Annotated in this window: 30 protein-coding genes; 15 read left to right on the top strand and 15 right to left on the bottom strand. The window is 65.3% G+C overall.

Features of this window, described 5'->3' with window-relative positions:
- The first annotated feature begins 54 nt into the window (after nt 1-54).
- Both ACF07D_RS09975 and ACF07D_RS09980 read left to right on the top strand, forming a co-directional pair.
- Nucleotides 55-588 carry a hypothetical protein gene (locus ACF07D_RS09975; protein ID WP_391504806.1) on the top strand — a complete coding sequence of 178 codons (534 nt, stop codon included), beginning with the start codon at nt 55-57 and terminating at the stop codon, nt 586-588.
- A gap of 79 nt (nt 589-667) precedes the next feature.
- Nucleotides 668-898 (top strand): hypothetical protein, encoded by a 231-nt coding sequence (locus ACF07D_RS09980; RefSeq protein ID WP_391504807.1) that lies wholly within the window; start codon nt 668-670, stop codon nt 896-898.
- Nucleotides 899-1,052: 154 nt separating this feature from the next.
- On the opposite strand, the gene ACF07D_RS09985 is transcribed toward ACF07D_RS09980, so the two are convergent.
- The 3 genes from ACF07D_RS09985 to pheS form a co-directional block, all read right to left on the bottom strand.
- Nucleotides 1,053-1,883, bottom strand: coding sequence for an SDR family oxidoreductase (locus tag ACF07D_RS09985; protein WP_391504808.1), 831 nt, complete (start codon nt 1,881-1,883; stop codon nt 1,053-1,055).
- A gap of 197 nt (nt 1,884-2,080) precedes the next feature.
- Complete coding sequence (gene pheT, locus ACF07D_RS09990) at nt 2,081-4,621, bottom strand: phenylalanine--tRNA ligase subunit beta (RefSeq protein WP_391504809.1); 2,541 nt, start codon at nt 4,619-4,621, stop codon at nt 2,081-2,083.
- The gene (gene pheS, locus ACF07D_RS09995; protein WP_119284230.1) at nt 4,621-5,673 is read right to left on the bottom strand and encodes a phenylalanine--tRNA ligase subunit alpha; all 1,053 of its coding nucleotides are present in this window, start codon (nt 5,671-5,673) and stop codon (nt 4,621-4,623) included. Before pheS ends, pheT begins: the two co-directional genes overlap by 1 nt.
- Before the next feature lie 89 nt (nt 5,674-5,762).
- Here pheS and ACF07D_RS10000 point away from each other — a divergent pair, with 89 nt between their 5' ends.
- The 5 genes from ACF07D_RS10000 to ACF07D_RS10020 all read left to right on the top strand — a co-directional run bounded on the left by ACF07D_RS10000 (nt 5,763) and on the right by ACF07D_RS10020 (nt 10,678).
- Nucleotides 5,763-6,401: a hypothetical protein gene (locus tag ACF07D_RS10000; protein ID WP_119284231.1), complete on the top strand. Its 639-nt coding sequence runs from the start codon at nt 5,763-5,765 to the stop codon at nt 6,399-6,401.
- A gap of 39 nt (nt 6,402-6,440) precedes the next feature.
- Complete coding sequence (locus tag ACF07D_RS10005) at nt 6,441-7,097, top strand: copper resistance CopC family protein (protein WP_119284232.1); 657 nt, start codon at nt 6,441-6,443, stop codon at nt 7,095-7,097.
- A 3-nt stretch (nt 7,098-7,100) separates the two neighbouring features.
- Complete coding sequence (locus ACF07D_RS10010) at nt 7,101-7,697, top strand: copper chaperone PCu(A)C (RefSeq protein WP_391504810.1); 597 nt, start codon at nt 7,101-7,103, stop codon at nt 7,695-7,697.
- Entirely contained in the window at nt 7,690-8,979 is a 1,290-nt protein-coding gene (locus tag ACF07D_RS10015; protein WP_391504811.1) for a Dyp-type peroxidase, read from the top strand. Before ACF07D_RS10010 ends, ACF07D_RS10015 begins: the two co-directional genes overlap by 8 nt.
- Nucleotides 8,980-9,340: 361 nt before the next feature.
- Nucleotides 9,341-10,678, top strand: coding sequence for an NAD(P)-binding domain-containing protein (locus tag ACF07D_RS10020; protein ID WP_391504892.1), 1,338 nt, complete (start codon nt 9,341-9,343; stop codon nt 10,676-10,678).
- Nucleotides 10,679-10,812: 134 nt separating this feature from the next.
- Here ACF07D_RS10020 and ACF07D_RS10025 read toward each other — a convergent pair whose 3' ends face one another.
- Both ACF07D_RS10025 and ACF07D_RS10030 read right to left on the bottom strand, forming a co-directional pair.
- Nucleotides 10,813-11,499 carry an NADPH-dependent F420 reductase gene (locus ACF07D_RS10025; RefSeq protein ID WP_391504812.1) on the bottom strand — a complete coding sequence of 229 codons (687 nt, stop codon included), beginning with the start codon at nt 11,497-11,499 and terminating at the stop codon, nt 10,813-10,815.
- Nucleotides 11,496-12,593 carry an LLM class flavin-dependent oxidoreductase gene (locus ACF07D_RS10030; protein WP_391504813.1) on the bottom strand — a complete coding sequence of 366 codons (1,098 nt, stop codon included), beginning with the start codon at nt 12,591-12,593 and terminating at the stop codon, nt 11,496-11,498. The genes ACF07D_RS10025 and ACF07D_RS10030 overlap by 4 nt, the downstream gene beginning before the upstream one ends.
- 94 nt (nt 12,594-12,687) lie before the next feature.
- On the opposite strand from ACF07D_RS10030, the gene ACF07D_RS10035 reads away from it, so the two are divergent.
- Nucleotides 12,688-13,074: a winged helix-turn-helix transcriptional regulator gene (locus ACF07D_RS10035; protein WP_391504814.1), complete on the top strand. Its 387-nt coding sequence runs from the start codon at nt 12,688-12,690 to the stop codon at nt 13,072-13,074.
- Here the strand turns inward: ACF07D_RS10035 and ACF07D_RS10040 are convergent.
- The 4 genes from ACF07D_RS10040 to infC form a co-directional block, all read right to left on the bottom strand.
- A complete protein-coding gene (locus ACF07D_RS10040; RefSeq protein ID WP_391504893.1) occupies nt 13,071-13,874 on the bottom strand; it encodes a TrmH family RNA methyltransferase in 804 nt (267 codons plus the stop codon). The two genes, ACF07D_RS10035 and ACF07D_RS10040, sit on opposite strands and share 4 nt — an antisense overlap.
- An 89-nt stretch (nt 13,875-13,963) precedes the next feature.
- A complete protein-coding gene (gene rplT, locus ACF07D_RS10045) occupies nt 13,964-14,350 on the bottom strand; it encodes a 50S ribosomal protein L20 (protein ID WP_119284240.1) in 387 nt (128 codons plus the stop codon).
- Nucleotides 14,351-14,386: 36 nt separating this feature from the next.
- A complete protein-coding gene (gene rpmI, locus ACF07D_RS10050) occupies nt 14,387-14,581 on the bottom strand; it encodes a 50S ribosomal protein L35 (protein WP_119284241.1) in 195 nt (64 codons plus the stop codon).
- A gap of 85 nt (nt 14,582-14,666) precedes the next feature.
- Nucleotides 14,667-15,311, bottom strand: a complete 645-nt coding sequence (gene infC, locus ACF07D_RS10055) for a translation initiation factor IF-3 (RefSeq protein ID WP_255808084.1) — start codon at nt 15,309-15,311, stop codon at nt 14,667-14,669.
- A gap of 228 nt (nt 15,312-15,539) precedes the next feature.
- Between infC and ACF07D_RS10060 the strand changes: the two genes are divergently transcribed.
- From ACF07D_RS10060 to ACF07D_RS10070, 3 genes are all read left to right on the top strand, one after another.
- On the top strand, nt 15,540-15,935 hold the full coding sequence (locus ACF07D_RS10060; protein WP_119284242.1) for a DUF1844 domain-containing protein: 396 nt from the start codon (nt 15,540-15,542) through the stop codon (nt 15,933-15,935).
- 306 nt (nt 15,936-16,241) lie between these two features.
- Complete coding sequence (locus ACF07D_RS10065) at nt 16,242-16,994, top strand: AzlC family ABC transporter permease (RefSeq protein WP_391504815.1); 753 nt, start codon at nt 16,242-16,244, stop codon at nt 16,992-16,994.
- Entirely contained in the window at nt 16,991-17,311 is a 321-nt protein-coding gene (locus tag ACF07D_RS10070) for a branched-chain amino acid transporter permease (protein WP_119284244.1), read from the top strand. Before ACF07D_RS10065 ends, ACF07D_RS10070 begins: the two co-directional genes overlap by 4 nt.
- Nucleotides 17,312-17,338: 27 nt before the next feature.
- On the opposite strand, the gene ACF07D_RS10075 is transcribed toward ACF07D_RS10070, so the two are convergent.
- From ACF07D_RS10075 to ACF07D_RS10100, 6 genes are all read right to left on the bottom strand, one after another.
- Nucleotides 17,339-17,491 carry a MetS family NSS transporter small subunit gene (locus ACF07D_RS10075; protein ID WP_119284245.1) on the bottom strand — a complete coding sequence of 51 codons (153 nt, stop codon included), beginning with the start codon at nt 17,489-17,491 and terminating at the stop codon, nt 17,339-17,341.
- Entirely contained in the window at nt 17,488-19,110 is a 1,623-nt protein-coding gene (locus ACF07D_RS10080) for a sodium-dependent transporter (protein ID WP_391504816.1), read from the bottom strand. Before ACF07D_RS10080 ends, ACF07D_RS10075 begins: the two co-directional genes overlap by 4 nt.
- A 63-nt stretch (nt 19,111-19,173) precedes the next feature.
- Entirely contained in the window at nt 19,174-19,908 is a 735-nt protein-coding gene (locus ACF07D_RS10085; RefSeq protein WP_391504817.1) for an SDR family NAD(P)-dependent oxidoreductase, read from the bottom strand.
- Entirely contained in the window at nt 19,905-20,909 is a 1,005-nt protein-coding gene (locus ACF07D_RS10090) for an NADPH:quinone oxidoreductase family protein (RefSeq protein WP_391504818.1), read from the bottom strand. Before ACF07D_RS10090 ends, ACF07D_RS10085 begins: the two co-directional genes overlap by 4 nt.
- On the bottom strand, nt 20,851-21,486 hold the full coding sequence (locus ACF07D_RS10095) for a TetR/AcrR family transcriptional regulator (protein WP_119284249.1): 636 nt from the start codon (nt 21,484-21,486) through the stop codon (nt 20,851-20,853). Before ACF07D_RS10095 ends, ACF07D_RS10090 begins: the two co-directional genes overlap by 59 nt.
- A 56-nt stretch (nt 21,487-21,542) precedes the next feature.
- On the bottom strand, nt 21,543-22,286 hold the full coding sequence (locus tag ACF07D_RS10100) for an SDR family oxidoreductase (RefSeq protein WP_119284250.1): 744 nt from the start codon (nt 22,284-22,286) through the stop codon (nt 21,543-21,545).
- 167 nt (nt 22,287-22,453) lie between these two features.
- Between ACF07D_RS10100 and ACF07D_RS10105 the strand changes: the two genes are divergently transcribed.
- Genes ACF07D_RS10105 through ACF07D_RS10120 form a run of 4 tightly spaced genes read left to right on the top strand, consistent with a single transcriptional unit; the run spans nt 22,454 to nt 25,903 of the window.
- Nucleotides 22,454-23,227, top strand: a complete 774-nt coding sequence (locus tag ACF07D_RS10105) for an ABC transporter ATP-binding protein (RefSeq protein WP_255808088.1) — start codon at nt 22,454-22,456, stop codon at nt 23,225-23,227.
- Nucleotides 23,224-23,976, top strand: a complete 753-nt coding sequence (locus ACF07D_RS10110; protein ID WP_255808090.1) for an ABC transporter ATP-binding protein — start codon at nt 23,224-23,226, stop codon at nt 23,974-23,976. Before ACF07D_RS10105 ends, ACF07D_RS10110 begins: the two co-directional genes overlap by 4 nt.
- Complete coding sequence (locus ACF07D_RS10115; protein ID WP_119284252.1) at nt 23,976-24,854, top strand: branched-chain amino acid ABC transporter permease; 879 nt, start codon at nt 23,976-23,978, stop codon at nt 24,852-24,854. Before ACF07D_RS10110 ends, ACF07D_RS10115 begins: the two co-directional genes overlap by 1 nt.
- Nucleotides 24,851-25,903, top strand: a complete 1,053-nt coding sequence (locus ACF07D_RS10120) for a branched-chain amino acid ABC transporter permease (RefSeq protein WP_391504819.1) — start codon at nt 24,851-24,853, stop codon at nt 25,901-25,903. The genes ACF07D_RS10115 and ACF07D_RS10120 overlap by 4 nt, the downstream gene beginning before the upstream one ends.
- Nucleotides 25,904-25,907 lie beyond the last annotated feature (4 nt).

Raw genomic sequence — 25,907 nt, forward strand, 5'->3', positions numbered from 1 at the left:
GGCGTGGCTGTGCTCTCCACTATCCGGCTGATCACCGGAGCCATAAACGCGCCCGTGGGCTCCCAACTTAGATACAGTTTGTTCGGGCTCCTCGGGGTGCTCATTGGGGTCTTTATAACGGTGACTATGGTCTTCTTCTGGTATCCAGGCCACCGACGTCTGCGAGGCCTCCTGACGGAAAGCCCTGACGCGCCCGTAGCTCACATTGTTGGGCTCGCGGAGGACGGCAACGAAGTCCTTACCATTCTCGGAGCTTCACATTCGTTCCCGAAGCCCAGCCACGCGGTCGTCTCATTCGGTGCCGCAGCAAATGGACTCCACGTCTACCGGCGCTTCAGTGACCGCATCGCTCTCCTCCCCGCGGACCGAATCGACGATATCCGACTCGAACGGCGCACGCTCGCCTCAGGCCCAGACCGCGAGGTGATGTCATTCACGATCCGAGACGAGACAGATACGCCTCACCGGCTCAGCCTCACAATGTTCAGCCCAGGAAAACTGTGCATGATTCCGTACTCCCAAAAGTACATGCAACGCCTCCTCGCTGAGTTCCGCGAGACGCTCGGTCTCGAAGGTCGTGTGAGTTGATGCGTGGAGCACAGGCGCAGAGCCCCGAGCACACTCAGGGTGAACGGGAGCAGCCCCACACGCTCACGGAGGCAACGAGATGAAGCACATTCGGCTACTGCTGGCCGCGATTGCAATCCCCGTGGTGCTCTTGCTCACAAGTTGCGAGGGCCACTCTTTGAAGTCGTTTTCTGACAGAAGCCTCCTCGTCGGAACCTGGATTGCCGCAGACCTGCCAGGGCAGCCAACGGTGACGTTCGTTGACGCACCTTTCTACGCAGACGATGCGCTGGAGCGCCGGTACGACGGCAGAGTCGCCCCGACAGGCTGAGCCGGGCATACCCAAAGGTCATCCTCTACCTTGCGCCGTTGTCCGTCAACTGCGTCAACGCGTACAACGCCCTCTCTCCGTGGGAGGAAGGCGGCGACTCAGTACGGCTCTGTAAGACATGGTGAGCGCCGCGCCAATGGCGGCGGCAGTGGCCTCACCGCGCCCCGTCGACGAGCCAGTCTTCGTAGCTCACGCTGTCGATCATGGCGTCTGCGCCCGGTAGGCATGCGCCGCTGCGTACCGCCCTGCCAAACTTTCCAGGGAGCGGGAGCTCAATGACTGTCTGGCCAAGCCCGTGCGTCTCGAACACCATCCGGCCGAGGTCTGCGAGCCACAACTCGTCGGGCCCGGCGAGGTCGCGCGCGAACCCTTGCGGCTCGCCAACGGCAAGCTCGAGCAGCCGTCGCGCTACGGACGCCGCGGCGACGGGCCTGGTGCGCATCTTCACGATCGCGCTCCATTTGCCGACGCTGAACGCGCTCTGCTCGGCGAACTCGAAGAACTGCGTCGCACGAAGCACCGTCCACGGCACCTGGCCCTCGCTCACGAGCCGTTCTTGCAGCGCCTTGCCCGCATAGTATCCATAGGGGTGCTGAGCGGCCCCAACGATCGACAGTGCGACGTAGTGGTTCACCTCAGCGGCGGTGGCGGCTCGCAGCAGGTTCTCCGTCACCGAGCCGAAGAACGTTTCGGCCCCAGAGAGCTTGCCGCTTGCAGACACATCGATCAGGGCGTCGACACCGTCGAGCCTAGGCGCGGTTTGCCCGGTGAGGTCGGCTGCGAACGCGGTGAGCGCCCCAGGCGCGACGGCCGGCGAAGCCGACGCCTCCCCCTGCGCGCTGCCGGCCCCGCTGCCCAGCGAGTCTGCGCCTGAGGGCACGCCCGGGTTTCGCGAGATGGCGAGAACGTCGTGCCCGGCGGCGAGCGCCTGGCGCACGACATGCGCGCCGACTGTGCCAGTGCTGCCTGCTACTGCGATCCGCATAAGCCCTCCTCCGCTGCCTCGGTAGCTCGCCTTGTGCGTGCAGGCGAGCGTCGTCCGTTGGGCCCAGGATACGCCCGGTCTCCCCGCCGCGCTACGTCCCGCGTTGCTGCCGCAACGCACCGTGGGCGGGCCTGGCAGTGAATGCCTGGCCCGCCCACAGCGGGGTGCGCACCGACGTGCTGTCGGAGCTGCAGCGCTTAGTCGCGGAGCTTCGCGCCGAACGCCTGCTCGGCGGCAGCGACACCGGCGAGCTTCGCCTCGCTCGCTTCCTCCGCCTTCAGCGTGCGGTCAGGCGCGCGGAAGCGCAGCGCGAAGGTCAGCGCGCGCTGGCCCTCGTCGATGCCCTGGCCGCGGTAGTCAGCAACGACGTGCGCGTGCTCAAGCAGCACGCCCGCCCCGGCAACGACAGTGTCGAGCACGTCGCCCGCTGGCACCTCGGTGGAGACGACGAGCGTGAGATCCTGCGTCGCCGCCGGGTAACCCGACAGGTTTGAGGTCTCGGGCTCGCGCGGCGCAAGCTCCATCACGCGCTCAAGGTTCAGCTCGAACGCCGCGACCCGGCCAGGCAGGTGGTACTCGGCGACGAGCTCCGGAAGGAGCTCCCCAGCAACACCAACGACCTCGCCTGCGACGACGAGCTCGGCCGTGCGACCGGGGTGGAAGGCGCGGTGTGCGCCCTGTCGCACCGTGAGCGACGCCGACACGGCGCCAACGGTGATGCGTGCCGCGTCGATCGCGTCTGCCCAGTCGTACTCGCGGCCGGGTTCGCCCGGCTGCTTCTCGATGGCGTCGCCGAGCAGCAGCGCGGCGGCGCAGTGCGGCTGGACAGGGATCGAGGCGTTGAGCGCCGCGAGCAGCTCATCCGTGGGCTTTAGCGCGAGCAGCGGAACCTCTGCGGTGCCGAGCTCGCCGGCGGGGGTCGCCGGGTCGAAGACCCGACCGAACTCGACGAGCGCGAGGTCAGTAAGGCCGCGCGATACGTTACGCTGCGCCGCAGTCACGAGCCCCGCGAGGAGCGAGCGCCGCATGAACGGGGTCTCACCGTCAAGGGCGTTCGCGAGGCGGATCGCGTCGACGGGAGCAGCGTGCTCCCCTGCGCTTTCGGGCCCCTGGCCGAAGTTATCGAGCTGGTTGCGTGAGACGAACGGGTAGCTCTGCACCTCATCGAAGCCCGCCGCGGTCACGACGTTCGCCGCGCGACGGCGAAGGCGCTGCGTGCGGGTGAGCCCGCGGCCCGCCGGAGCGACTGGCAGCTCAGACGGAATGCGATCGTAGCCGACGATCCGCGCAACTTCTTCGACGAGATCAGCTGGGCGGGTGAGGTCAGCTCGCCAGCTCGGAGCCGAGACCCGCAGCGTCGCCGCGTCCACGTCTTCGACCGAGCAGCCGATCATTGTGAGCGCGCCACGCACTTCGTCGTCGGTGTAGTCGGTGCCAAGCAGGCCGTTCACACGGGCGATCGGAAGGAGCACCGGGGCTGGCTCCCAGGCTGCGACGATGTCGCTGCCGAGGGTGTCAGCGGTGCCGCCTGCGAGCTCGACGAGCAGGTCGACCATGCGCTGCGCAGCGGCGCGCGCAACGAGCGGATCGACGCCACGCTCGAAGCGCTTGGACGCCTCGCTCGGCAGCTTGTGACGGCGCTGGCTGCGCGCAATCGACACCGGGTCGAATGTCGCGGCCTCGATGAGAATGTCTGTCGTCGAGTCGTCTGTCTTCGTGGACTCGCCGCCCATCACGCCCGCGAGCCCGATGGGGCCCGACTCGTCAGTGATGAGCAGGTCTTCTTCGTGCAGCTTGCGCTGCTGGCCGTCGAGCGTCTCAAGTGTCTCGCCCGCGCGGGCTCGGCGCACGGTGATGCCGCCGGTGAGCTTCGCGAGGTCGTAGGAGTGCAGCGGGTTGCCGAGCTCGAGCATCACGTAGTTCGAGATATCGACTGGCAGCGACAGCGAACGGATGCCCGCGAGCTGCAGGCGCGCGACCATCCAGGCAGGCGTCGGCTTGGTCGCGTCGATGCCGCGTACCACGCGCGTCACGAACCCGGTTGCGCCCACGCGCCCGCGGATCGGCGCCTCGTCGGCGATCTGTACTTCGAAGCCGCTCGCGGGAGCGACCTCGCGAAGCCCGGGATCGGTGAACGCCGCGCCTGTCGCATGCGAGTACTCGCGGGCGACGCCGCGCACCGAAAACGCGTAGCCGCGATCAGGTGTGACGTTGATCTCCACAGCGGTGTCGTCGAGTCCGAGCAGCGCGAGTGCGTTCGTGCCGACCTCGGGGTCGAGTCCGAGCCGCGAGAGCACGATAATGCCCTCGTGATCGTCGCCGAGCGTGAGCTCGCGCGCCGAAGCGATCATACCGTCAGACACGTGGCCGTAGGTCTTACGCGCGGCAATCTTGAAGTCGCCAGGAAGCACTGCACCCGGAAGGGTCACCACGACCTTGTCGCCGGGGCCGAAGTTGTGGGCACCGCACACGATGCCACGCACATCCTCGCCGCCATCAGCCGCCTGCTGCCCCCCGGGGGCAACGCGCACCTGGCACCAGTTGATCGTCTTGCCGTTTGACTGCGGCTCGGGCTCTTGCGAGAGCACCTCGCCGACGACGATGGGGCCTGAGACGTCGAAGCGGCGCACCGATTCTTCTTCGAAGCCAACGCTCACGAGCTGTGCGTGGACATCCTCTGGCGTGGTGTCTGCGGCGAGCGAAACGAATTCGCCGAGCCAGCTGAGTGGGATCCGCATTAGACGAGGCCTCCGAACTGTGCGTTGAAACGAATGTCGCCCTCAACCATGTCGCGCATGTCGTTGAGGTCGTTGCGGAACTGGAGCGTGCGCTCAATTCCCATGCCGAAGGCGAAGCCCTGGTACTCGTCAGGGTCGATTCCCGCGGCGAGAAGTACGTTCGAGTCGACCATGCCGCAGCCGCCCCACTCGACCCAGCGGGCGCCGCCCTTCGCGTTCGGCTGCCACACGTCCATCTCTGCCGAGGGCTCGGTGAACGGGAAGAAGTTGGGGCGCAGGCGAATCTTCGCCTCGGCGCCGAACATCTGGCGCGCGAAGTGCTCGAGGGTGCCGCGCAGGTGAGCCATCGTGAGGCCCTTGTCGATCGCGATGCCCTCGATCTGGTTGAAGACCGGGGTGTGCGTCGCGTCGAGCTCATCGGTGCGGAAGGTGCGACCGGGGGCGACGACGTAGACGGGCAGTTCGCGGTCGAGGAGCGACCGCACCTGCACTGGCGACGTGTGGGTGCGCAGCAGCAGGTGCCTGTCAGCTGGCTCAACGAAGAACGTGTCCATGAGCGTGCGCGCCGGGTGATCGGGATCGAATCCGAGCGCGTCGAAGTTGAACCACTCGTGCTCGATCTCGGGCCCCTCGGCGACCTCCCAGCCCATGCCGATGAAGATGTCGCTCGCTTCGTCCTTGAGCTGCTCAAGCGGGTGCCTGGTACCTGCGCGACGGCGCACGGGCGCCTGCGTCACGTCAACTGTCTCCGCGACGAGCCGCGCCTCTGCCTCAGCGGCAGCAAGCTCGGCCTCGCGGCCCTTAAACGCGCCCTCAAGCCGGCCGCGAGCCGCTCCCATGAGCTTGCCTGTGGCGGCCTTCTCATCCTTCGGGACCTCACGCATCAGCGCGTTGAGCTTCGCGATGGCTGAATCGTCGCCAACGTGCTCGGTCCTCGCGGTTTTCAGGGCCGCTACTGACTCGGCGGCGGTAAACGCGGCGAGGGCTTCAGCTACGGCGGCGTCGACCGCTTCCTGCGAAATCGGATTGGGGTTCGTGGTGTTGTCTGACACAAGGAAACATCCTACCGTGCGCGGGTGCGATCAGGCCGATCCTCCCCCGCTGCCGCACCCGCTCAGGGTCCGCGGGTTACACTGGCAGCATGGCCAAGCGACGTGAGCCCATGAGCCGCCAGGCGCGCACCGCGCGCGGCGCGCTGGGCGCTGCACTCGCGACGGTTCTTGCCGCAGCATCGCACTCACTCGCGGGCGGGGAGGTCTCCGGTTTCGCTGTCGTCGTGACCGCGATCATCGCGCTGCCCGTGTGCGTCTTGCTCGCCGGCAGGGTCGGCTCGCTCTGGCGAGTGGGGCTCGCGGTGGGAGCGAGCCAGTTCCTCTATCACTGGGCGTTCGCTGGCATCGGCGCCTCGGCGTCGTTCTCGCTCGGCGCCTCGTTCCCGATGGGCTCGCACGCCGCGCACCTCTCGTCGCTGCAGCTTTTCGTTCCCGACGTTGTCGAGGCGGGCTCAGCAGACACGCTCATGTGGGCGCTGCACGCGGTGGCAGCGGGGGTTTCGACGATCCTGATCTCGCGTGGCGAGCGTGCCGTGCTCGCGCTCGGCCGGTCGCTCAGGCGCGTGTTGCCGCAGCAGTTGACTCCCGCGGCGTTCGAGCGCCCAGTCGCAGGGCCGGTCTGCATCGAAGCCCACGTGCTCCGCGATCAGATTGCACGGTTCTCAGCGTGGTCACTGCGCGGGCCTCCGGTCGCGCAGGCGTCGCCTCAACTCCAGCTCTCATTCTGATCGATTTCCCGGCGATCCCGGGAAGAAACGGGACCAGTTATGCACTCGCATACCCACATTCAGGCTGCTCGCATTGGCCGCCAGACGAAGACAGCGCGCACACTCGCGCTCGCGGCAGCAGCGGGCGTCGCGCTCGCGGCCTTCTTTACGCCGAGCGCCGCGCAGGCGCACGACCAGCTCATCGATGTCGCGATCGACACGACTGACACAGGTGAGGCGTCGGGCCTTCGGCTGACATTCAGTGACACCGTGCTCAAGGTCGGTACCGAGATCCACGTTTCGAATGCAGAGGGCGGCGACGCAACGGGCGGCGACCCGACGTTCAGCGACCGCGATGTCGTGCAACCACTCGCAACCCCGCTTGCCGATGGCACCTACACCTCGGCGTGGCGGGTCGTGTCGAGCGACGGCCACCCCATCGAGGGCGGCTTCACGTTCGACATCGCCGACGGAGCGCCTGGCGAGATTCGCCCCTACTCGGGAGAGACCGAGACACCCGCCGAGCCCGAGGCTCTCCCCGAGACGCCGTCGACCGACGACGGCGCGACGGATTCGAACGGCTCGCCGATCCCTCTCCCACTCGCGATCGGAGCCGCGGCAGTCGTCGCCGTGGCCGTCGCAATTCCACTGATTGTTCGCATGCGTAGGAACGCATCGTCCGCGGAGGGCCACGACCCCCGCACTCACGAGGAGTAACTCATGTTCACCACCCACCGCACCCAGCGTTCGCGCCGTGCGGCGGTAGGCTTTGCCTCCGCCGCCGCAGTCTTCGCGCTCGCACTCACTGGCTGCTCACCGGCTGCCGACGCGCAGACCGACACGTCGAGCTCAGCAGCACAGAACCACGAGGCCACGGTCACCGCAACAGACACCTGGGCCAAGGCCACGGCCGACGATGTAAAGCCTGGCGAGGCGATGAGCGGCGTCTTCGGCGTGATCGAGAATCACGGCGATCAGGATCTCACGATCACCGGACTCACGAGTGACGTCGCAGGCATCACCGAGCTGCACGAGGTCGTCGATGGCAAGATGCGCAAGATCGAGGGGGACGTGACAGTCCCTGCAGGCGGATCGCTGCTGCTCGAGCCAGGGGCGAACCACATCATGCTCATGGACATCACCGAGCCGCTCGCCCCGGGCGACGACGTCACTGTGACGCTGACCTTCTCAGACGGCACGACCCTCGATGTCGTCGCACTCGTGAAGGACACGTCGGGCGCGAACGAGAGCTACGAAGATATGGACCACGGCGACATGGACATGTCGGGCGACACTGACGCGATGGACCATGGGTAAGGATCGTCCCGCAGACGTCGACCAGCAGTCCCGCCGGCTGAGCCGCCGCGCCCTCCTCACCGGGGGCGCGGTTGGCGCGGGCCTCGGCGCGCTGCTCGGTGGCGCCGGCGGCACCGCGGGTGGCTACGCCCTCGCCGAGCGGCAGCGCGCCGATGAACCGGGCTTCGACCCTGAGGCGACACCAGCGCTGAATTCGCTGGCAGACGGCCCCGGCTTCGGCGGCGAAGCGCTCCCCTGCCACGGCGCCCACCAGGCGGGGATCACGACGGTGCCTGCAACGCATGTACGCCACATCGCATACACGCTAAGACCGGAGACGGACCGCGATGCAATCACGCGCATGTTCCGGATCCTGACAGGTGACATCGAAGCGCTCACCGCGGGCGTCGCCCCATTGGCAGACCCCGAGCCCGAGCTCGCCGAGCGCCCCGCGCGGCTGACGATCACCGTGGGTGTCGGCCCCGATCTCGTCGACCGCGTCGACCCGGCAAAGCGCCCTCAGTGGCTGGCACCGCTCCCCGCGTTCTCGCTCGACAAGCTCGGCGGCGGCTTCGACGGGGGCGACCTGCTCATCACTGTCCAGGCCGACGACCAGCTGCCCGTCGCGCACGCGGCGCGAATGCTGCACCGAGACCTCGACCGCTTCGGCGAGGTCGCCTGGGTGCAGCAGGGGTTTCGGCAGGCGCGCGGAGCGGAAGCCGCGGGATCGACGATGCGAAATCTCATGGGGCAGGTCGACGGCACCGTCAACCCGAAACCCGAAGACGCCGACTTCGACCCGCTCATCTGGGTCGACGCTGCCGACGGCCAGCCTTGGCTCGCCGGGGGCTCGGCGTTCGTGTTGCGTCGGATTCGTATGGAGCTCGACACCTGGGACCGCGTCGACCGGCCAGGCCGCGAGCAGACGATCGGGCGAACCCTGTCTGATGGCGCGGCGCTGTCCGATCCGCACGGCGGCGAGCACGCCCCCGCGGATTTCGATGCGAAGAATGCGCTCGGCCTGCCGATCATCTCGTCGGCCGCGCATATCCGTCGCGCCACGTCGACCGACCCGAATGAGCGCATCGTGCGCCGCGCCGTGAACTACGATGACGGCCACGAGGCCGGGCTGCTGTTCGGCTGTTTCCAGCGCGATCCGCTTACGCAGTTCGTGCCCATTCAGCAGCGCCTCGACGAGGCAGACCTGCTCAACGAGTGGGTGACGCACACAGGCTCCGCGGTCTTCGCGATCCTGCCTGGGTTCACGAGCGGCGAGACGCTCGGCGCCGGCCTCACTGCCTGACGCGCACCGCGCACACCACGAGGGGCCCTGCCTCGGTTGCAACCGAGGCAGGGCCCCTCGCGTGTCGCCAGGCGTCGCCTCGCATCGGCGGGTGCCAGAGCACTCGGCCCGGGCCACCAGAATTTGAGTCCTGATAAGGTGTGAAGGTTGCTAGCCGACGGATGGTTGAGAAGTCAGTTTTCCCTACCGCGCTGGGAATCTCAGCGGCCGACTGAAATGTCTGCCAGCGATCACACTCGCACGCGACTCCCTCGTTGCCCTGTTCCCCGCGCGAACGGCTAGGAGCAACAAGAGAGTGAGGAAGAGTAGTTAAGTGAGTGGTAATAAACGAGTAGCAATCATTGGCGCGGGCCCGAGCGGTATGGCTCAGCTTCGCGCCTTCGAAGCAGCGGAGAAGCAGGGACACGAGGTTCCCGAGCTCGTCTGCTTCGAGAAACAGGCCGACTGGGGCGGCCAATGGAATTACACCTGGCGGACAGGGCTCGACGAATATGGCGAGCCAGTGCATTCGAGCATGTACCGCAATCTCTGGTCAAACGGCCCAAAGGAGGGCCTCGAGTTCGCGGACTACTCGTTCGACGAGCACTTCGGCCGACCAATCTCGTCCTACCCACCACGTGAGGTGCTGTGGGACTACATCGCCGGCAGGCTGAAGCAGAGCGACGTGCGAAAGCACATCCGGTTCACGACGGTGGTGCGCCTCGTCGCATTCGACGAAACGACACAGCTGTTCACCGTGACGAGTGAGCACCTGCCAACAGGCGACACCACGACCGAGACGTTCGACAACGTCGTGGTCGCGAGCGGGCACTTCTCGTTCCCGTTCACGCCATCTGTCGACGGTATCGAGACATTCCCCGGGATCGTTACCCACGCGCACGACTTCCGAGGCGCTGAGGCGCTCGCGGGCAAGGACGTGCTCGTGATGGGGTCGAGCTATTCGGCTGAGGACATCGGCAGCCAGGCCTACAAGATGGGCGCGAATTCGGTGACCGCGAGCTACCGCACCACCCCCATGGGGTACGACTGGCCCGAGCGCTTCGAGGAGCGCCACGGACTTCAGCGGTTCGAGGGGAGCACCGCGTTCTTCGCCGACGGCTCGTCGAAAGACGTCGACGCGCTCATCTTCTGCACGGGCTACATGCACAAGTACCCGTTCCTGCCGCGCGAACTCGCGGTCTCGGGCGCGAACACCCTCTACCCCGAGCGGCTCTACCGCGGCGTAGTCTGGCACGACAACCCGGCGCTCTTCTACGTCGGTGCGCAAGATCAGTGGTTCACATTCAACATGTTCGATACGCAGGCCTGGTACGTGCGTGACTTGATCCTCGGCACCGCGGAGATGCCAGGCAGGGCCGAGCGCGAGCGTTCGATGCTCGAGTGGCAGCGACGTTACCAGTCGACACCGACGAACGGCGCTGATCAGATTCGGTTCCAGGCCGACTACGTGCGCGATCTCATGGAGGAGACCGACTACCCGTCGTTCGACATCGACGAGGTCGCCGAGATCTTCGTCGACTGGAAGAACCACAAGCAGCAGGACATCATGGGATACCGCGACTACTGCTACCGCTCCGTGATGACAGGCACGATCGCCACGAAGCACCACACCCCGTGGATCGAGGAACTTGACGACTCGCTCGAGCGCTACCTCTCCCCCGGTTCAGCGAACCGCGAGCCGAGCGGCGCACGGGCGTAGCTATTTGTGAGGCGCGACCCCGTGCTACCGCACGGGTCGCGCCTCACCCTGTTCGCTGCGGCAGGTGTGGCGAAACAGGCTCCCCGCCGCGTCCGCAACCGCCATCTTGGTGGCGGCGCTCAAGTCGTGTGACGTTAGGCCCCGTCGAATTGCTCTGCCAGGTCGACTTTCTGTGCGACGTAGGCGTGCGCGCCGGCCTCACCGAGGAGGCGCGCGACGTCGGCAACCGAGAAGCTGCCTGCGAAGAGTTCGGATCCAGGCTCGACAGCGGCGCTGCGCGAAAGCGGCCCCGCGGCGATCACGTCGAATCCGAGACTCGCAACGAATTCGGCGACCTCGTTCGCTGCCACCGCGTCGTCTGACACGGCTACGAGCCCGCGACGGTCGTCGGCGCCGAACTCGCGAGCATCTGCTTCCATCTCGTGGTAGCCGATGTGGTTCAGTGCCTTCACAACCCGCGCGCCAACGAGGTGTGCAGCCACAGCCTCGCTCGTCGTGGCGTGGCCGTCGAAGAGTGCGGGCAGTGCGCCGTCAGTCGGTTCCCAGTGGTTCATTGCGTCGACAACGATCCGGCCCGCAAGCATCTCGGGGTCGAGGCTCGCAAGCTTTGGTAGCGGGATCGAGAGGACGACAATATCGCTCCCTTCGACCGCGTCGTGCGCCGTCGCAACGCCCACACCGGGCGCCATGATCTCAGTGATGAATCGCACGGGCTCGGGGTCACCGGAGCCCGCGACCGTCACCTCGTAACCGGCAGCGAGAGCCGCACGCGCGATTGCAGTGCCAACCTTGCCAACGCCGAGCACCGCGATTCGCGTCATGATGCGGCTCCCGTCTCCACTGGAGCGGGTCCGCCGTCGAGCGGGTTCGGCACGACCTCGGGCTCGGGCCCCAGCTCAGCGTCGACGAGCGGCTTCACCTTCGTGCCAAGCAGCTCGATCGAGCGCAACAGTTCGCGCTGCGGCAGCCCGAGGAAGTCCATCTGCAGGAACTGCCGGGAGTGGCCCATGGCGCCGTGGAGCCTGATGATGCGATTCGCGATCTGCTCGGGCTCGCCGACAAAGAGCGCTCCGCCCTCGGCTTCGATCTCGAAGTGCTCTCGAACAGGCGGCGCAAATCCACGGCGGCGGCCGATATCTGCCATTCCGCGGTACCAGGTCGGCCAGAACGTATCGCGGGCTTCGCGATTGGTCTCACCAATGAAGCCCGGGTTTCCGACTGAGATGAGAGGCTGCCGCGTCGTCTCCGGTCCGGCCGCCCACGCGCGGCGATAGAGGTCGGCGAGCGCTTTGAACCGTGCAGGGTCGCCGCCGATAATCCCGTACGACACAGGTAGCTGCAGCTGCCCTGCGCGCACGGTCGAGTTAGGGCTTCCGCCAGTACCAAGCCAGATCGGAAGCGACCCTCGGTCTGGGCGCGGCACAACAAGCTCGTCGTCGAGGGCTGCGCGCACCGTGCCGCTCCAGGTGACCGTCGCGTGCTCGTTCACCCTGAGCAGGAGCTCGAGCTTCTCGGCGTAGAGCCTGTCGTAGTCTTCAAGCTTGTACCCGAACAGCGGGTACGACTCGACCGAAGAGCCGCGACCCGCCGTAATCTCGGCACGCCCGTTCGACAGGGCGTCGAGGGTGGCGAACTGCTGAAAGACGCGCACAGGGTCATCCGTACTCAGCACCGTCACCGCGCTCCCGAGCCTGATTCGCTTCGTTTGGCCAGCGGCGGCGCCAAGGATCACCGAGGCGGCCGATGCTGGCATCTCGTTGGTGTGGTGCTCCCCGATACCGAAGAACTCGAGCCCGACCTGATCGGCGAGCACGATCGCTTCGAGCAGGTCGCGCTGCGCCTGAGCCGTGCTGACGAGTTCACCGGTCGCGGGATCCGTCGCCTGATTTCCGAAACTGTAGACACCGAGCTGCATGCCGCTCCCCTTCAACGTGTGGTGATGTCCTTCTACTGTGAAGCGTCGGGCCCCAGGGAACAACTCACAGGTTAGTCACTTACTATTGGTAAGCGTGAAGACAGTTTCCGCACCACGCAGCTCCCAGCAACTGCACGCGATCGACGACGACGAATGCAGGCTCTTTCGCGAGGCAGCAGAACTCGCCGGCCGAAAGTGGACTGCGGCGATCCTGCTCTCGCTCGCTCGCGGCGCCGAGCGATTCTCGGAGATCCACGCGAGCATCGAAGGCATCTCAGACAGGCTGCTCGCGGCGCGCCTGCGCGAACTCGAAATCCAGGGACTCGTCACGCGCACCGTCGTACCGAGCACCCCAGTGCAGATCCGCTACGGCCTCACGCCATCTGGCGGCGAACTCATCACGATCCTGCAGCCACTCGTGCGCTGGGCGAAACGGTCAGGCGCCCGAGAGGCCGCGAGCGAGCAACAGCCAGCCGACTAGGCTCGCTGCGCGAACGCTGTCTCATACAGCAGCACACTCGCGGCGGTCGCAAGGTTCAGTGACTCCGCGGCGCCGTAGATGGGGAGGCGAATTGAGCGCCCAATGACCTCACGTTCGGTCTCGCCAAGCCCGCGTGCCTCGTTGCCAAACACCCACGCGATGCCGCCGCCAAGCTGCGATCGAACATCGGTGATCTCGTCGCCTCGCACGTCTGCAGCGATGGTCTCAAGGCCAGCCTCACGGGCGGCCGCGACAACCGCATCGAGCGAGCCCTCAGTTACGACGGGAAGATGAAACAGTGACCCTGTCGTTGAGCGAACAACCTTCGGATGCCACGGGTCAATCGACTCCCCAGAGAACACGACAGCATCGGCGCCGGCGGCATCAGCCGCGCGCAGCACCGCGCCAGCGTTACCAGGATCGCGAACCTCGTGCATCACGGCGACGAGCTTCGCCCCGGCGAGAGCATCTTCAAGCGTCGCCTCAGGAATGCGCGCGACGGCGATGACTCCCTGTGGCTGCACAGTCTCGGCCATCGCCTGAATGACCTGCGGCGTCGCGCGCTCAACGTCGATTCCAGCATCAGAGGCAAGGCGGTCGAGTTCGAGCTGCCAGGCCTCCGTGCCAGTCGTCGCGTAGACCACTTCGACGAGACCGGGGCGGTACGTGAGCAGCTCGCGAACAGCCTGCGGCCCCTCAACAAGGAAGCGGCCGGTCTCGTTTCGCTCCTTCTTCCGAGCGAGCGCTGCGACGCGCTTCACGCGCGGGGCCTTCGGGTTCTCGATGAGTTCAGTCACCAGACAAGACTACCGGCCAGCGCGCCCGCCGACCGCCGGAACGCAAAAGCCCCGCCCCGCAGAAAGCGGGACGGGGCGTAAGCTCAGGCTACTTAGGCAGCAACCTTGGGAGCCGAGGTGTCCTCGGGGAGAGCCTTCTTGGCAACCTCAACGAGAGTCGCGAATGCTGCGGGCTCGTTGGTCGCGAGCTCCGAGAGCATACGACGGTCAACCTCAACACCGGCGAGCGCGAGGCCCTGGATGAAGCGGTTGTAGGTGAGGCCGTTGGCACGTGCACCAGCGTTGATGCGCTGGATCCACAGGCGACGGAAGTCACCCTTCTTCTTGCGACGGTCGTTGTACGCGTAAACGAGCGAGTGGGTAACCTGCTCCTTGGCCTTGCGGTACAGGCGCGAACGCTGCCCGCGGTAGCCCTCGGCGCGCTCAAGAATTACGCGACGCTTCTTGTGGGCATTGACGGCCCTTTTTACTCTTGCCATTTCAGTCTTTCCTTAACGAAATAAGTTGGGGCCGGCTTAGTGGCCGAGGAGCTTCATCGCCTGCTTGGCGTCACCCTTGGACAGCACCTGCTCTGCGTTCAGGCGGCGCTTACGACGCGAGGACTTGACCTCAAGGTTGTGGCGCATGCCGGCCTGCTGCTTCATCAGCTTGCCGGAGCCGGTTACCTTGAAGCGCTTCTTGGCCCCCGAGTGGGTCTTCTGCTTTGGCATCGGTTTTCTCCTTGTTGTGGTGCACCGCCGAAGCGGCTGCGTCATGGGCGCTCGGTGGATCCGATCCACCGGGCAGCCACGGGTCTTATTCGGCGGCGGGTTCCGCTGCCTTGGCGGCGGATTCTGCGGCAGGCTTCTCAGCGCGACGCGACGCCTTCTCCTCAGCGCGGCGAGCGTTCTGCTCAGCCTTCGCCTCGGACTTGTTCTTGAGCGGAGCAATGACCATCACCATGTTGCGGCCATCAATCCGGGGGTTCGACTCGACAGTGCCGTACTCGGCAATGTGCTCAGCGAACTGCTGCAGGAGGCGTACGCCCTGCTCCGGACGCGACTGCTCGCGGCCACGGAACAAAATCATTGCCTTCACCTTGTCGCCCTGCTCGAGGAAGCCGACAGCACGCTTGACCTTGGTCTCGTAGTCGTGCTTGTCAATCTTCAGGCGGAAGCGAACCTCCTTGAGAACGGTGTTCGCCTGGTTGCGGCGCGCTTCCTTGGCCTTCTGAGCTGCCTCGTACTTGAACTTGCCGAAGTCCATGATCTTGGCAACGGGAGGCTTCGAGTTCGGCGCAACCTCAACGAGATCGAGATCCGCCTCTGCTGCAAGGCGCAGTGCAGTATCGATCGGCACGACTCCGACCTGCTCGCCACTGGGTCCTACCAGTCGCACCTCGGAAACGCGGATTCGGTCATTCGTACGGGGATCGCTGATCGCCTGCTCCTCTGATCTCAATGTGATAAGTCTGCTCGACGGTGTCGAGGCTCACGGAAATGAGATCGGGAACGCACGCGTACCCACACCCTTGAGCTGCCGCATGAAATGCGACGGAGTGCCAACTACCCGGTAACCTTGTAGAGGTTTCGGGTGGGAGAATCTCCTCTTCCGTAGCACCGGCAAGATTGCCGATAACCTCCAGAAGCTTAGCACACTGAGCGAAGATAAAGACAGGGGCGCTTTTTCATGAGCGAGCAGAACGCCGACTCGGCGGCACAGACCACCAACCACGACGCGGTGTACCCGGAAGGCGACGAGGCCGCGCAGGCGGTTCGCGACATCGCTGACGTCGCCGCGGTTGAGGTCATCACTACCGCTGCAGTCCACCTGCTGAGCGCGGCCGCCGTGAAGGTGGGCCTCGCCGACGACCCAGACAGCCAGATCGATCTCGATGAGGCTCGCAAGCTCATCAATGCCCTGGCTGGGCTCATCACCGCAGGCGCGCCCGAGGTGAGCGATATGCACGCCCGCAGCCTGCGTGACGGCCTGCGCTCCGTCCAGCTCGCGTTCCGCGAGGCGTCGCCGATCCCTGACGCAATCGGCAAGGGTCCCGGCGAGAAGTACACCGGTCCGGTCAACTAGTCCGGCTCGCTCGAGGGGCGCATCCGGGTTTCGGCCTGGGCGCGCCCCTTTTGTCGCCTCCTCTGCCGCGCCCATCGGGCCCATCAGCCCCATGGATCCCATCAATCCCAAGCAATGTGATCTGCGAAGTACCTGCCTAGTCTTGCCAAGCAGGGCATTGACATTGCAGATCCCAGATCTTGCGCGACAAGGACAGGCCCGCGCTGTGCACGCTCAGCCCCGCAACCTCTCATCGCCACACGCGCACTCCCGAGGAACGCTACGCCCGCTCACCAGTTCGCTACCCAGTGCGACAGAATAGGAAGTATGTCTTTAGCCGCGCAGCCCGAAAGCGGGGAGCCTTGGCGCGCCCAGGTCGCGCAGGGAGTCAAGGACTCCCTCGGCGTCGGGATCGGCATCTTCCCACTCGGAGTTGCACTCGGCATCCTCGTCGTCCAGGCAGGCCTCCCGCTCTGGGTAGCACCCGCGCTCTCTATCGTCATCTTCGCCGGCTCGGTTGAACTGCTGCTCGTAAGCATGCTCGCGGCCGGCGCACCGCTGCTCACAATCGCAGTGACGGTGTTTGCAGTGAACTTCAGGCACGTCTTCTATGCGCTGTCGTTCCCGCTGTCGCGAGTGAAGCCGGGCCTCCCCCGTGCATACTCCGTCTACGCGCTCATCGACGAGGCGTACGCAACCTACGTACTCATGCCCGCTCGTCAACTCACGAGTGCCCGCATTCTCAGCGGCCAGGTCATGATGCAGTTGTACTGGGTGGGCGGCGGACTCATCGGCCTCGCAATCGCTCGAGCACTGCCTGCGCCGATCGAAGGCTTCGAGTTTGCACTCGCCGCAACGTTTACTGTGATGACAGTCGACGCCGTCCGCTCGAAGCGGCAAGTCCCGTCAGCGCTGCTCGCAGCCCTGGCTGCGGCGGTCGCGATCGCGGCCTTCCCTGGCAACACTATGCTCGCGGCTCTCGTGATCTTCGCCGCGCTGCTCGCGGTCAGGTACGCGGTTGAGGCACGTCTTAACCGCGAATCCCCTGGCCCCGAGACAACGGAAGGAGCCCCCGAGTGACCTGGTATCTCATCTCTGCGATCGCCATTGGCGGTCTCATCACGTTCGGGCTCCGCGTCCTGCCGTTCGCGATGCTCAAACCACTCCGCAAGTCGAAGTTCGTGCGCGCACTCGGTGAGTGGATGCCAGCGGGAATCGTGCTGATCCTCGCCGTCGTCGTGCTGCGCGACGAGATCGTCGCTCTCGGGGATCACTGGTGGATGGCCCTGGCAGCCACCGCGGTGACGGTGGCGGTGCATCTCACCTGCGGCAGGCGCATCCTCTTGAGCATCGCCGCCGGCACCGGCGCCTACATCGCGCTCGTCAACCTGCTCTGACGGTGGCTCGGCCGCTCACCGCTTCAGCTACTCCTCGATTCGTTCACCGGCGAGATCTTCGCCGCCCTCGGGGTAGGCGGCAACCTCCGAGCGGCGTGCGAGGAAGACCGTGCTCGCGATGAGTCCGCCCCAGATGATCGTCAGCGCAAGCACCAGAAACGTAATCGCAATGGGGGTCATCGGTCGGCTCCGTTCGTCATTGCCTGAGTATTATCAGTGACATCAGCCACCTTCGCGGCTTTCGCTGCCGCCCTCGCAGACTTCTGCGCGACGGGCGGCCAGGGCGTGAAGTTGGTGGGGTCGTAGCGCCACGGGCTAAGCGTCAACGCGATCGAACCGGCAATCATCACGACGACGGAGCCCCACCCGACGATCGCGAGGTAGCCAGTGTCGTAGTTCGAGTAGGGCTCCTGGATGAGCCCGATGATCGTCGTCACGAGCATGTAGCCGAGCACGACTGGACCGAGCACTGACACAAAGAACAGCCAGGTACGGCCGACTTTGAATGTCGAGAGCGCGCTCAGGTGCCCGCTCAGCTCGGTTCCTGCCCGCCGGATCCAGAGCACGGTGATCGTCATCACGACCGCCGAGGCGACGATGCCGATGTTGTTCGCCCAGTTGTCGATGGTGTCGAGCGCGGTGAGCCCCGATGTCGTGCCGAAGAGCGCGAGCGAGACGAGCGCGAGTACCCCGCCGATGCCGTACACGGCGCCGCGGCGGCTCAGACCGAACTTGTCCATGACGCCGGCGAGGATGACCTCCATGATCGAGATCATTGACGTGAGGCCCGCGAGCGTCAGCGCCCCAAAGAACAGCGCGCCAAAAATCTCGCCTCCAGGCATCTGCGCCGCGATCGCTGGGAAGGTCATGAAGGCGAGACCGACACCCTTCAGCCCCTCGAGGTCGGCAACGGCGACGCCCTGCTGGTGGGCGAAGAACCCGAGCGTCGCGAAGACGCCGATGCCCGCGAGGATCTCGAACGACGAGTTCCCGAACGCAACCACGAGCCCCGGAGAGGTCATGTTTGAGCGCCTGCGGCGGTACGAGGCGTAGGTCATCATGATGCCGAACGCGACCGAGAGCGAGAAGAAGATCTGGCTGTAGGCGGCGACCCAGACGGACGGGTCGAGCAGCGCGGCGAAGTCGGGGGTAAAGAGAGCGTTCAGACCATCGGCGGCGCCAGGGAGGAAGAGCGCGCGCACGACAAGGATCAAGAACCCGACGACGAGCAGCGGAATCGCGATCATGTTCAGACGCTGCACACCACGCACGACGCCGGCGCCGAGCACGACAAGCGCGACCACCCACATGAGCACGAGCGGAATAAGCACGCTCGGCACGAACTGCATCGTGAACGGCGCTTCCGCGGTCTGCAGGTAGTCACCGGTGAAGAATCCGGCCGCATCGCTGCCCCAGCGCAGGTCGAAGGAGAACACGAAGTAGCTCGATGCCCACGCGAGCACCGCCGTGTAATAGATCGCGATAAACACGCAGATCATCACCTGGAACCAGCCGATGCCCTCGCCGAGCTTGCCCGCGAGCCTGCGAAGCGCAAGCGGCGCAGAGCCGCGGAACCGGTGGCCGATCGCGTAGTCAAGAAACAGGATCGGGATGCCAGCCGTCAGCAGCGCAACGATGTAGGGGATGAGAAAAGCCCCGCCACCGTTCTCGTACGCGACCCCGGGGAATCGCCAGATGTTGCCGAGCCCAACGGCAGATCCGATCGCCGAGATGATAAACCCGAACTGCCCCGTCCACTCTGCTCTGGGCGGGGCAGCTGTGGTGTCGCGCTGCGTCATAGTGATGTCACGTCCCTGCTGTGATCGTCGTGAAAGTCAGCTGCGAGCGTATCAGAGGCGGTGCTAGCGGTGCGGGATGCCCGCGATCATTCCACCGTCTACGACGAACTCTGCGCCACTCGTGAACGACGATGCGTCACTCGCGAGAAACACGATTGTTCCCGCGAGATCCTCCGGGGATCCGGGGCGTCCGAGCGGGATATCAAGCCGATCAGGATCGATCCTTGCCGACATCTGCGTCTCAATGAATCCAGGGTGAACCGAGTTCACCCTGATCCCTGCAGGCCCGAGCTCGACCGCGAGCGAGGCAGAGAGACCACGCACCCCATACTTCGATGCCGTGTAGCCGTGCAGGCCGGGACTGCCGCGCATTCCTTCGACCGATGAAATGTTGATAATCGAGCCGCCACCCTGTCGCTTCATTGTGGGCACGACCGCCTTGCAACCGAGGAAGCCACCGGTGAGGTTCACCCCGATCACCGCGTCCCACTTCTCGAGCGTGAAGTGCTCAATGGGTGCCGCGTTCGCGACCCCCGCGTTGTTGACGAGCACGTCGATCGCGCCGAAGACCGCGACGGTAGTGGCTACTGCGCTGCCCCACTGCGCCTCGTCGCGCACGTCGAGCTCGACAAAGTGGGCGCCGTCGCCGAGCTCTGCGGCGAGCGCGGCGCCCTCGTCCACGAGTACATCTGCGAGCACAACGCGGGCGCCTGCTGCGTGAAGGGCCCGCGCGTAGGCCTCGCCGATTCCGCGCGCTCCCCCAGTGACGAGCGCGACTTTTCCAGCGAGCTCGGTCACGACGCCACCTCGATGATGACGCGGCCGACAGTATTCGCCGTTGCAAGCGCCGTCAGCGCTGACGGGGCGTCCTCGAACGAGACAGTGTGGTCGATGATTGGCGCAATCGCTCCGGCTTCGAACAGCCGCACGAGCTCTGCGTGGGCCTCACTAACGAGGTGCGGAGCTTTCTCTTGGTAGAGCCCCCAGTAGAGGCCGAGTACTGCATAGTTCTTGATGAGCGGCCGATTCATGGCGAGCTCGGGAATGGTTCCGCTCGCGAAACCGATGACGACGATGCGGCCTTCGAATGCGATCGATTTCGTTGAGGCAATGAAGGCGTCTCCCCCGACCGGGTCGAAGACAACGTCTGCCCCGTGCCCGCCGGTGATCCGTTTCACTTCGGCCGCAACGTCGTCGCCGCGCAGAATGACGTGCTCGGCGCCCGCCTCGCGCGCCACGGCGGCTTTCGCCTCGGTTCCAACGACACCGATGACTCGGGCCCCTGCCGCGACTCCGAGCTGCACCGCTGCCGCACCGACCCCGCCGGCTGCGGCGTGCACGAGCAGCCATTCTCCTGAGCCGGGGCGTGCTCGCCTGTGCAGCGCGAACCACGCAGTTTGGTAGGCGATCGTCAGTCCCGCGGCCCGCGCATCGTCGAGCGAGTCCGGGATCAGTTGCACTGCATCCGCGGGAACGACAGCGTACTCCGCGAGCAGTCCGATGCTGTAGGCGACGACTCTGTCACCCACGCTGACGTTAGTCACCCCGTCACCGACCGCGACTACGCTGCCGCTGCACTCCACTCCGGGAACAAACGGGAGCTCTGGCTTGACCTGATACTCGCCTCTCGCGAGCAGCACATCTGGGAAGTTTGCCGCGACGGCGCCGACGCGGATGAGGACCTCGCCGGCTTTTGGTACCGGCGTTGTGACCGTTGAGAGTGTAAGCGCGTCGGCTGGCTCACCGAGCGTCGTGACGCGCCAAGCGCGCATCGTCTCCGGAATCTGCGGGGTAGGCATCTGGTCTCCTTAGACTCGACATAAACAGGTCTGTGATCTGCACTGCCGCGAGCGTCCGGTCCTCTGGTGTCTCCTCTGAGTACCAGTATGAGAGGTAGTGGACGTCGCTGAAAAAGTGGGCGATGAGTACTGGGACAGGAATATCGTCCCTGTATTTCCCTTCGAGCTGTCCTCGCTTCACGAGGGTTGCAAACTCATCGTTGTACGCGCGTCGGCGCCGCACAACCTCCTTGCGTCGGGGTTCAGAAAGCATGTCCATGCTTCTAAAAAACACAGTCCCCTCCGCGAGGTATTCGATCGAGGTTTCAAGGACGTCGACGCACACGGCCCGCAGCACATCGTCAACCTCTCCACCAGCGTTCATGATCTCGTCTAGGTGTGTCTGTTGCAGCGACAGGACCCTGTCATAGATTCCGAACAGCAGGTCGTCTTTCGACTCGAAATAGTGGTACATCGCCCCTTTGGTCACTCCCGCTGCGTCGACAATGTCTTGCACGCTCGTGTTCGCGTATCCTCGCTGGGCGAAGAGCTCAACAGCGGCGCGAATCACGTCGCTGACTACCTGTGATTGCTTCATTCGAGCCATTCTTCCCTATTGCTCGGATTTCGCTCGGTTTCACGATGGGTCCCGCTTTACAGGATCGGCCGGATACTCCCACCGCCATCGATCGGCACTGTCTGCCCGGTGATCCACCCTGCGTCTTCCGAGAGCAGGAAGGCTACCGGCCCCGCAATGTCTTCGGGCTCACCAAGCCTCCCCAGGGGGTAGGCCTCGGAGACCTCGCTCTCCTGCCCCTCATAGAGCGCCCGCGCAAACGCTGTCTTCACGACGGCGGGCGCTACCGCGTTGACACGAATCTTTGGGGCGAACTCGTAGGCGAGCTGCACGGTGAGGTTCATCAGTGCCGCCTTTGAGATCCCGTAGAAGGCGATGCCTGGGCTCGCACCGAGCCCAGCCGCCGAGGCGATGTTAACGACGCTTTGCCGCAGACCTGCGGCGACAGCGTCGCGGGTCCAGTCGAGAGACGCCAGTACGTTCACGTCAAGAATCTTGCGTGCTGCGGCGGCCTCAACCTCGGCGATCGGCCCGTAGACAGGGTTGATGCCTGCGTTATTCACGAGGTGGTCGAGGCGGCCATAGCGTTCAGCGACATGCGCGAAGACTTCTGCCCGGTGCGCTGGATCGTCAGCGCGCCCCGCGACTCCTGATGCGTTCGGCCCGAGCGCATCCACTGCCTCGTCGAGCGCCTCCTGGTTGCGCCCGGTGATGACGACGGAACCGCCCTCAAGGGCGATCCTATCGGCGATCGCGAGGCCGATTCCGCGGCTCGCCCCCGTAACGATAGTCACAGTCTCAGCGAAACGTGGTGTGAGCATGGCGCCTCCTTGCGTCGTACATACCGTCCAGTCGGTTTGACCACGATAGCACCCCTGCGCAGAGACTGCACCTGGCGAAAGATCGATTATTACGAAATGCCAACACAACAAACCGTCCGGTCGGTTTATCACGTACGGTGGGGCCACCACGACACGAAGAGGTGCCGATGAACGCACAAGCAACACAACTGACAACCGCAGCCCCACGGCTCGAGGTCGATCAACTCACCGTCAGATTTGGTGGGCTCACCGCGGTCGATAACGTCTCATTTGATGTGAGACCGAGCGAGGTGGTCGCGCTCATCGGCCCCAACGGGGCGGGCAAGACCACGGTGTTCAACGCAGTATGCAGCCTGTTGCGCTGCTCGGGAACGATCAAAATCGACGGCAGCGTCATTCCCCGGCAGACGCCGAAGCTCGGCGGCCTTGGCCTGTCGCGAACGCTCCAGGGCCTCGGACTATTTTCGAGCATGACTGCGTTCGAAAACGTCAAGCTGCCGCTCGGCGGAGCCACCGACGCCCACGCCACTGCGACTGATCAACTCGCGGAGCTCAACCTCACCGAGCTTGCAAACCGCCGAGTATCCGAGCTGTCTTACCCTGACCGGAAACGTGTGGCGCTCGCCAGGGCCCTCGTGACAGATCCGAAACTCCTGCTGCTCGATGAACCAGCTGGGGGCCTCGGCCACGACGACATCGCCGCACTCTCGCAGACAGTTCGAAAAATCGCAGCTCGCGGTCGGTCAGTGCTCCTCGTCGAGCACCACGTCGACTTCGTCATGGACCTCGCCGACCGGATCGTCGTACTCGATTTCGGGAGCGTCATAGCTCGCGGGACCCCCGACGAAATCCGCGCGAACCCCCGCGTCGAGGAGGCGTACCTCGGCGTCGCCGCTCACGGCGCGAGCCCATCGCCAACGAGACAAGGAGAGCCACGGTGAGCCTCAGCACCCGCGCAACCGCGCAGCCCCAGACGGGCGCCGCACTTTCCATCTCGCACCTCACTGTCGGCTACGGCGGCAGCCCCGTACTCCACGACGTGAGTATCGACCTGAGACCCGGCGAGGTCGTTGCGCTCCTTGGCGCCAACGGCGCGGGCAAATCCACGCTGCTCGGAGCGCTGACCGGCAGGGTGCGCACCACGACCGGCACGTTGCGCCTCGACAGCCTCGACCTTCACGGCATGCGCACCGAGGAAAGGGCACGGAACGGGATCGCACTCGTACCCGATGGCCAGAGCATCGTCGGTGAGCTGACAGTTGACGAAAACCTGCGCCTTGGCGCGCTCTGGCGGCATCGGGGCACCGCGCGCGAACGCGCGATCCGCGAGATTTACGAGATGTTCGAGCCGCTCGAACGGCGAAAGAACGCAGACGGCCACCAGCTCTCAGGCGGCGAACGGCAAATGCTCGCGCTCGGCCGGGCGCTCATCGCCGAGCCACGGCTACTCGCCCTCGATGAACCCTCCCTTGGGCTCGCCCCACTTGTCGTCGCGCAGATCATGCTCACGCTCCGTGAGACCGCCAGAGAGCGTGGCCTCACCGTCTTACTCGCTGAGCAAAACGTCACAGGCGCCCTCTCCATCGCCGATCGCGGCGTCGTTCTCAACCTCGGCAGGGTCGTCGTTGATGCTGACGCAGCGACTCTCGCTGAAGATTCCACCCTTCGACACGCATACCTGGGGTTCTAATGGATAGGTTTACGTTTCTTTTCGCAACTGGGCTCGCACGGGGCGCGATCTTCGCGCTATTCGCGCTCTCGCTGGTGCTCATCTGGCGGGCCACACGGATCATCAATTTCGCGCAGGCAGCCATGGCCCTCGTTGCTACGTACGTTGCGTTTGCGGTCACGGGCGCAACAGGCAGCTACTTTGCTGGGCTCGCAGCAGGGATCCTCGCAGGGGCGCTTATCGGTCTTATCGTTGAGCGCGGCGTGATGCGCTTCGCGCCGCAGTCGTCCCACCTCACAGGTGTGCTCGCCGCGATCGGCCTCGTGATGGTTCTGCAGTCACTCCTCGGAATCTTCTTCGGTTCCCAGTATCGCGCGATGCCCGCGCCCTTCGACCGCAGCGCGATCGTGATCGGAGGGGTGCCGCTACTGTCACCGAACGACATGTTCACGATCGGCATCACAATCGCCGTGATGATTGCCCTCGCGATCGTGTTCGCCCGAACCTCACTCGGGCTCCAGCTTCGAGCCTCGGCGTTCGCCCCCGAGGTGTCGCGGCTGCTCGGCGTTCGCGTGAAGCGCATGGTGACAATCGGCTGGATGCTGGCGAGCGCAGTTGCGGCGCTCGCCGCGATCCTGCTCGTACCCACCGAGCTTGGCCTCAACCCGCACGCAACCGACATGCTCTTCGTCTACGCATTCGCCGTTGCGGTGATCGGTGGCCTCGACTCCCCCGTTGGCGCACTCGTCGGCGGGCTCATCGTTGGCGTCACCATGAGCCTTTTGACGGGCTACTTCGGCGCGACAGTCGCACCGATCGGTGTGCTCGCGATCCTCGTTCTCGTCCTGCTCGTGAAACCGGGCGGGGTCTTCTCGACCCGGAAGGAGCGAAGCGCATGACCCGCATTCTGCCCTCGCTGCGCGGCCGCAACCGCATCATCATCTTCGGAGTGATCCTGACCATCCTCGCGATCGCGCTGACGTTTCTGCTCGACCCGTACCGAAACTTCCAGTTCGCGACAATCGCCGCGTACTTCACGGTGACGGCGGGTCTCACGTTGCTCGTCGGGCAGAGCGGCCAGCTTTCGCTCGGACATGCGGCTCTCATGGCGGCAGGCGGGTATGGGTACGCACTCACGGCGAACGCTCTCGCAGAAGCCGGCGTCGGGGGTATCGGCCGCTTCCTGATGTCGTTCGCCGTCGCAGTAGTCGTTGCAGGCCTCCTCGGGTTACTCCTCGGGCTCGCGGCGGCGCGGCTTCACGGACCGTACCTGGCGGGTGTGACCCTCGCGCTCATCGTCTCAGTTCCGGCCGTTGCCGCGACATTCAAGGTACTGGGCGGCGATCAGGGGCTCCCCAGCCCGTACCAGGGTGTGCCGACAGCGCTCCAATCGCTCATCGCGGTCGAGCAGTGGCATGCCTGGGTCGCGATCCTGATCGCCGGGGTGCTCGTCACCTGGCTCACCCTGTTGCGGAACGGCTCGTTCGGCCTGCGCATGCGCGCAGTTCGCGACGACGAGACCGCAGCACGCCTCAACGGCGTACCCGCCGGGCGCGTCAAAGTCTCGGCGTTCACCGTGAGCGCGGTTGCCGCAGGAGCAGGCGGGGCCACACTCTGCTTCATCACGCAGTCAGTGAGCCCCGGAGCCTACACGCTCTCGTTCTCGCTGCTGCTCGTCGTCGCCGTCGTGCTCGGAGGGCTCGGCAGCATCGGCGGCGCCGCGCTCGGATCGGTGCTCGTTGTCATGCTCCCCTGGCTCATCACCACGGCCACCGCCCAACTGCCACTCTCGGCTGATATGGCGCAGCGGCTGACAGGCAACCTGCCAGTGCTCGTTTTCGGCGCGCTCCTCACCGTGACAATCCTTGTCAGGCCGGGCGGGCTCGTTGACCTACTCCCCACACGCGCGAACCAGGCACCCAAGCCCGCACCCACCCCCACAACCTAACCGC

Origin of the sequence: Leucobacter sp. NPDC015123 (assembly GCF_043080205.1) — a bacterium.
Classification (GTDB): domain Bacteria; phylum Actinomycetota; class Actinomycetes; order Actinomycetales; family Microbacteriaceae; genus Leucobacter; species Leucobacter aridicollis_A.

Bases quoted from the DNA above. Each gene is read 5' to 3' on its own strand.
- ACF07D_RS09980 (WP_391504807.1), top strand. From the start codon at position 668: ATGAAGCACATTCGGCTACTGCTGGCCGCGATTGCAATCCCCGTGGTG.
- ACF07D_RS09985 (WP_391504808.1), bottom strand. From the start codon at position 1,883: ATGCGGATCGCAGTAGCAGGCAGCACTGGCACAGTCGGCGCGCATGTC.
- pheT (WP_391504809.1), bottom strand. From the start codon at position 4,621: ATGCGGATCCCACTCAGCTGGCTCGGCGAATTCGTTTCGCTCGCCGCA.
- ACF07D_RS10000 (WP_119284231.1), top strand. From the start codon at position 5,763: ATGGCCAAGCGACGTGAGCCCATGAGCCGCCAGGCGCGCACCGCGCGC.
- ACF07D_RS10005 (WP_119284232.1), top strand. From the start codon at position 6,441: ATGCACTCGCATACCCACATTCAGGCTGCTCGCATTGGCCGCCAGACG.
- ACF07D_RS10010 (WP_391504810.1), top strand. From the start codon at position 7,101: ATGTTCACCACCCACCGCACCCAGCGTTCGCGCCGTGCGGCGGTAGGC.
- ACF07D_RS10015 (WP_391504811.1), top strand. From the start codon at position 7,690: ATGGGTAAGGATCGTCCCGCAGACGTCGACCAGCAGTCCCGCCGGCTG.
- ACF07D_RS10020 (WP_391504892.1), top strand. From the start codon at position 9,341: ATGGCTCAGCTTCGCGCCTTCGAAGCAGCGGAGAAGCAGGGACACGAG.
- ACF07D_RS10025 (WP_391504812.1), bottom strand. From the start codon at position 11,499: ATGACGCGAATCGCGGTGCTCGGCGTTGGCAAGGTTGGCACTGCAATC.
- ACF07D_RS10030 (WP_391504813.1), bottom strand. From the start codon at position 12,593: ATGCAGCTCGGTGTCTACAGTTTCGGAAATCAGGCGACGGATCCCGCG.
- rplT (WP_119284240.1), bottom strand. From the start codon at position 14,350: ATGGCAAGAGTAAAAAGGGCCGTCAATGCCCACAAGAAGCGTCGCGTA.
- rpmI (WP_119284241.1), bottom strand. From the start codon at position 14,581: ATGCCAAAGCAGAAGACCCACTCGGGGGCCAAGAAGCGCTTCAAGGTA.
- ACF07D_RS10060 (WP_119284242.1), top strand. From the start codon at position 15,540: ATGAGCGAGCAGAACGCCGACTCGGCGGCACAGACCACCAACCACGAC.
- ACF07D_RS10065 (WP_391504815.1), top strand. From the start codon at position 16,242: ATGTCTTTAGCCGCGCAGCCCGAAAGCGGGGAGCCTTGGCGCGCCCAG.
- ACF07D_RS10075 (WP_119284245.1), bottom strand. From the start codon at position 17,491: ATGACCCCCATTGCGATTACGTTTCTGGTGCTTGCGCTGACGATCATC.
- ACF07D_RS10080 (WP_391504816.1), bottom strand. From the start codon at position 19,110: ATGACGCAGCGCGACACCACAGCTGCCCCGCCCAGAGCAGAGTGGACG.
- ACF07D_RS10090 (WP_391504818.1), bottom strand. From the start codon at position 20,909: ATGCCTACCCCGCAGATTCCGGAGACGATGCGCGCTTGGCGCGTCACG.
- ACF07D_RS10095 (WP_119284249.1), bottom strand. From the start codon at position 21,486: ATGAAGCAATCACAGGTAGTCAGCGACGTGATTCGCGCCGCTGTTGAG.
- ACF07D_RS10100 (WP_119284250.1), bottom strand. From the start codon at position 22,286: ATGCTCACACCACGTTTCGCTGAGACTGTGACTATCGTTACGGGGGCG.
- ACF07D_RS10105 (WP_255808088.1), top strand. From the start codon at position 22,454: ATGAACGCACAAGCAACACAACTGACAACCGCAGCCCCACGGCTCGAG.
- ACF07D_RS10115 (WP_119284252.1), top strand. From the start codon at position 23,976: ATGGATAGGTTTACGTTTCTTTTCGCAACTGGGCTCGCACGGGGCGCG.
- ACF07D_RS10120 (WP_391504819.1), top strand. From the start codon at position 24,851: ATGACCCGCATTCTGCCCTCGCTGCGCGGCCGCAACCGCATCATCATC.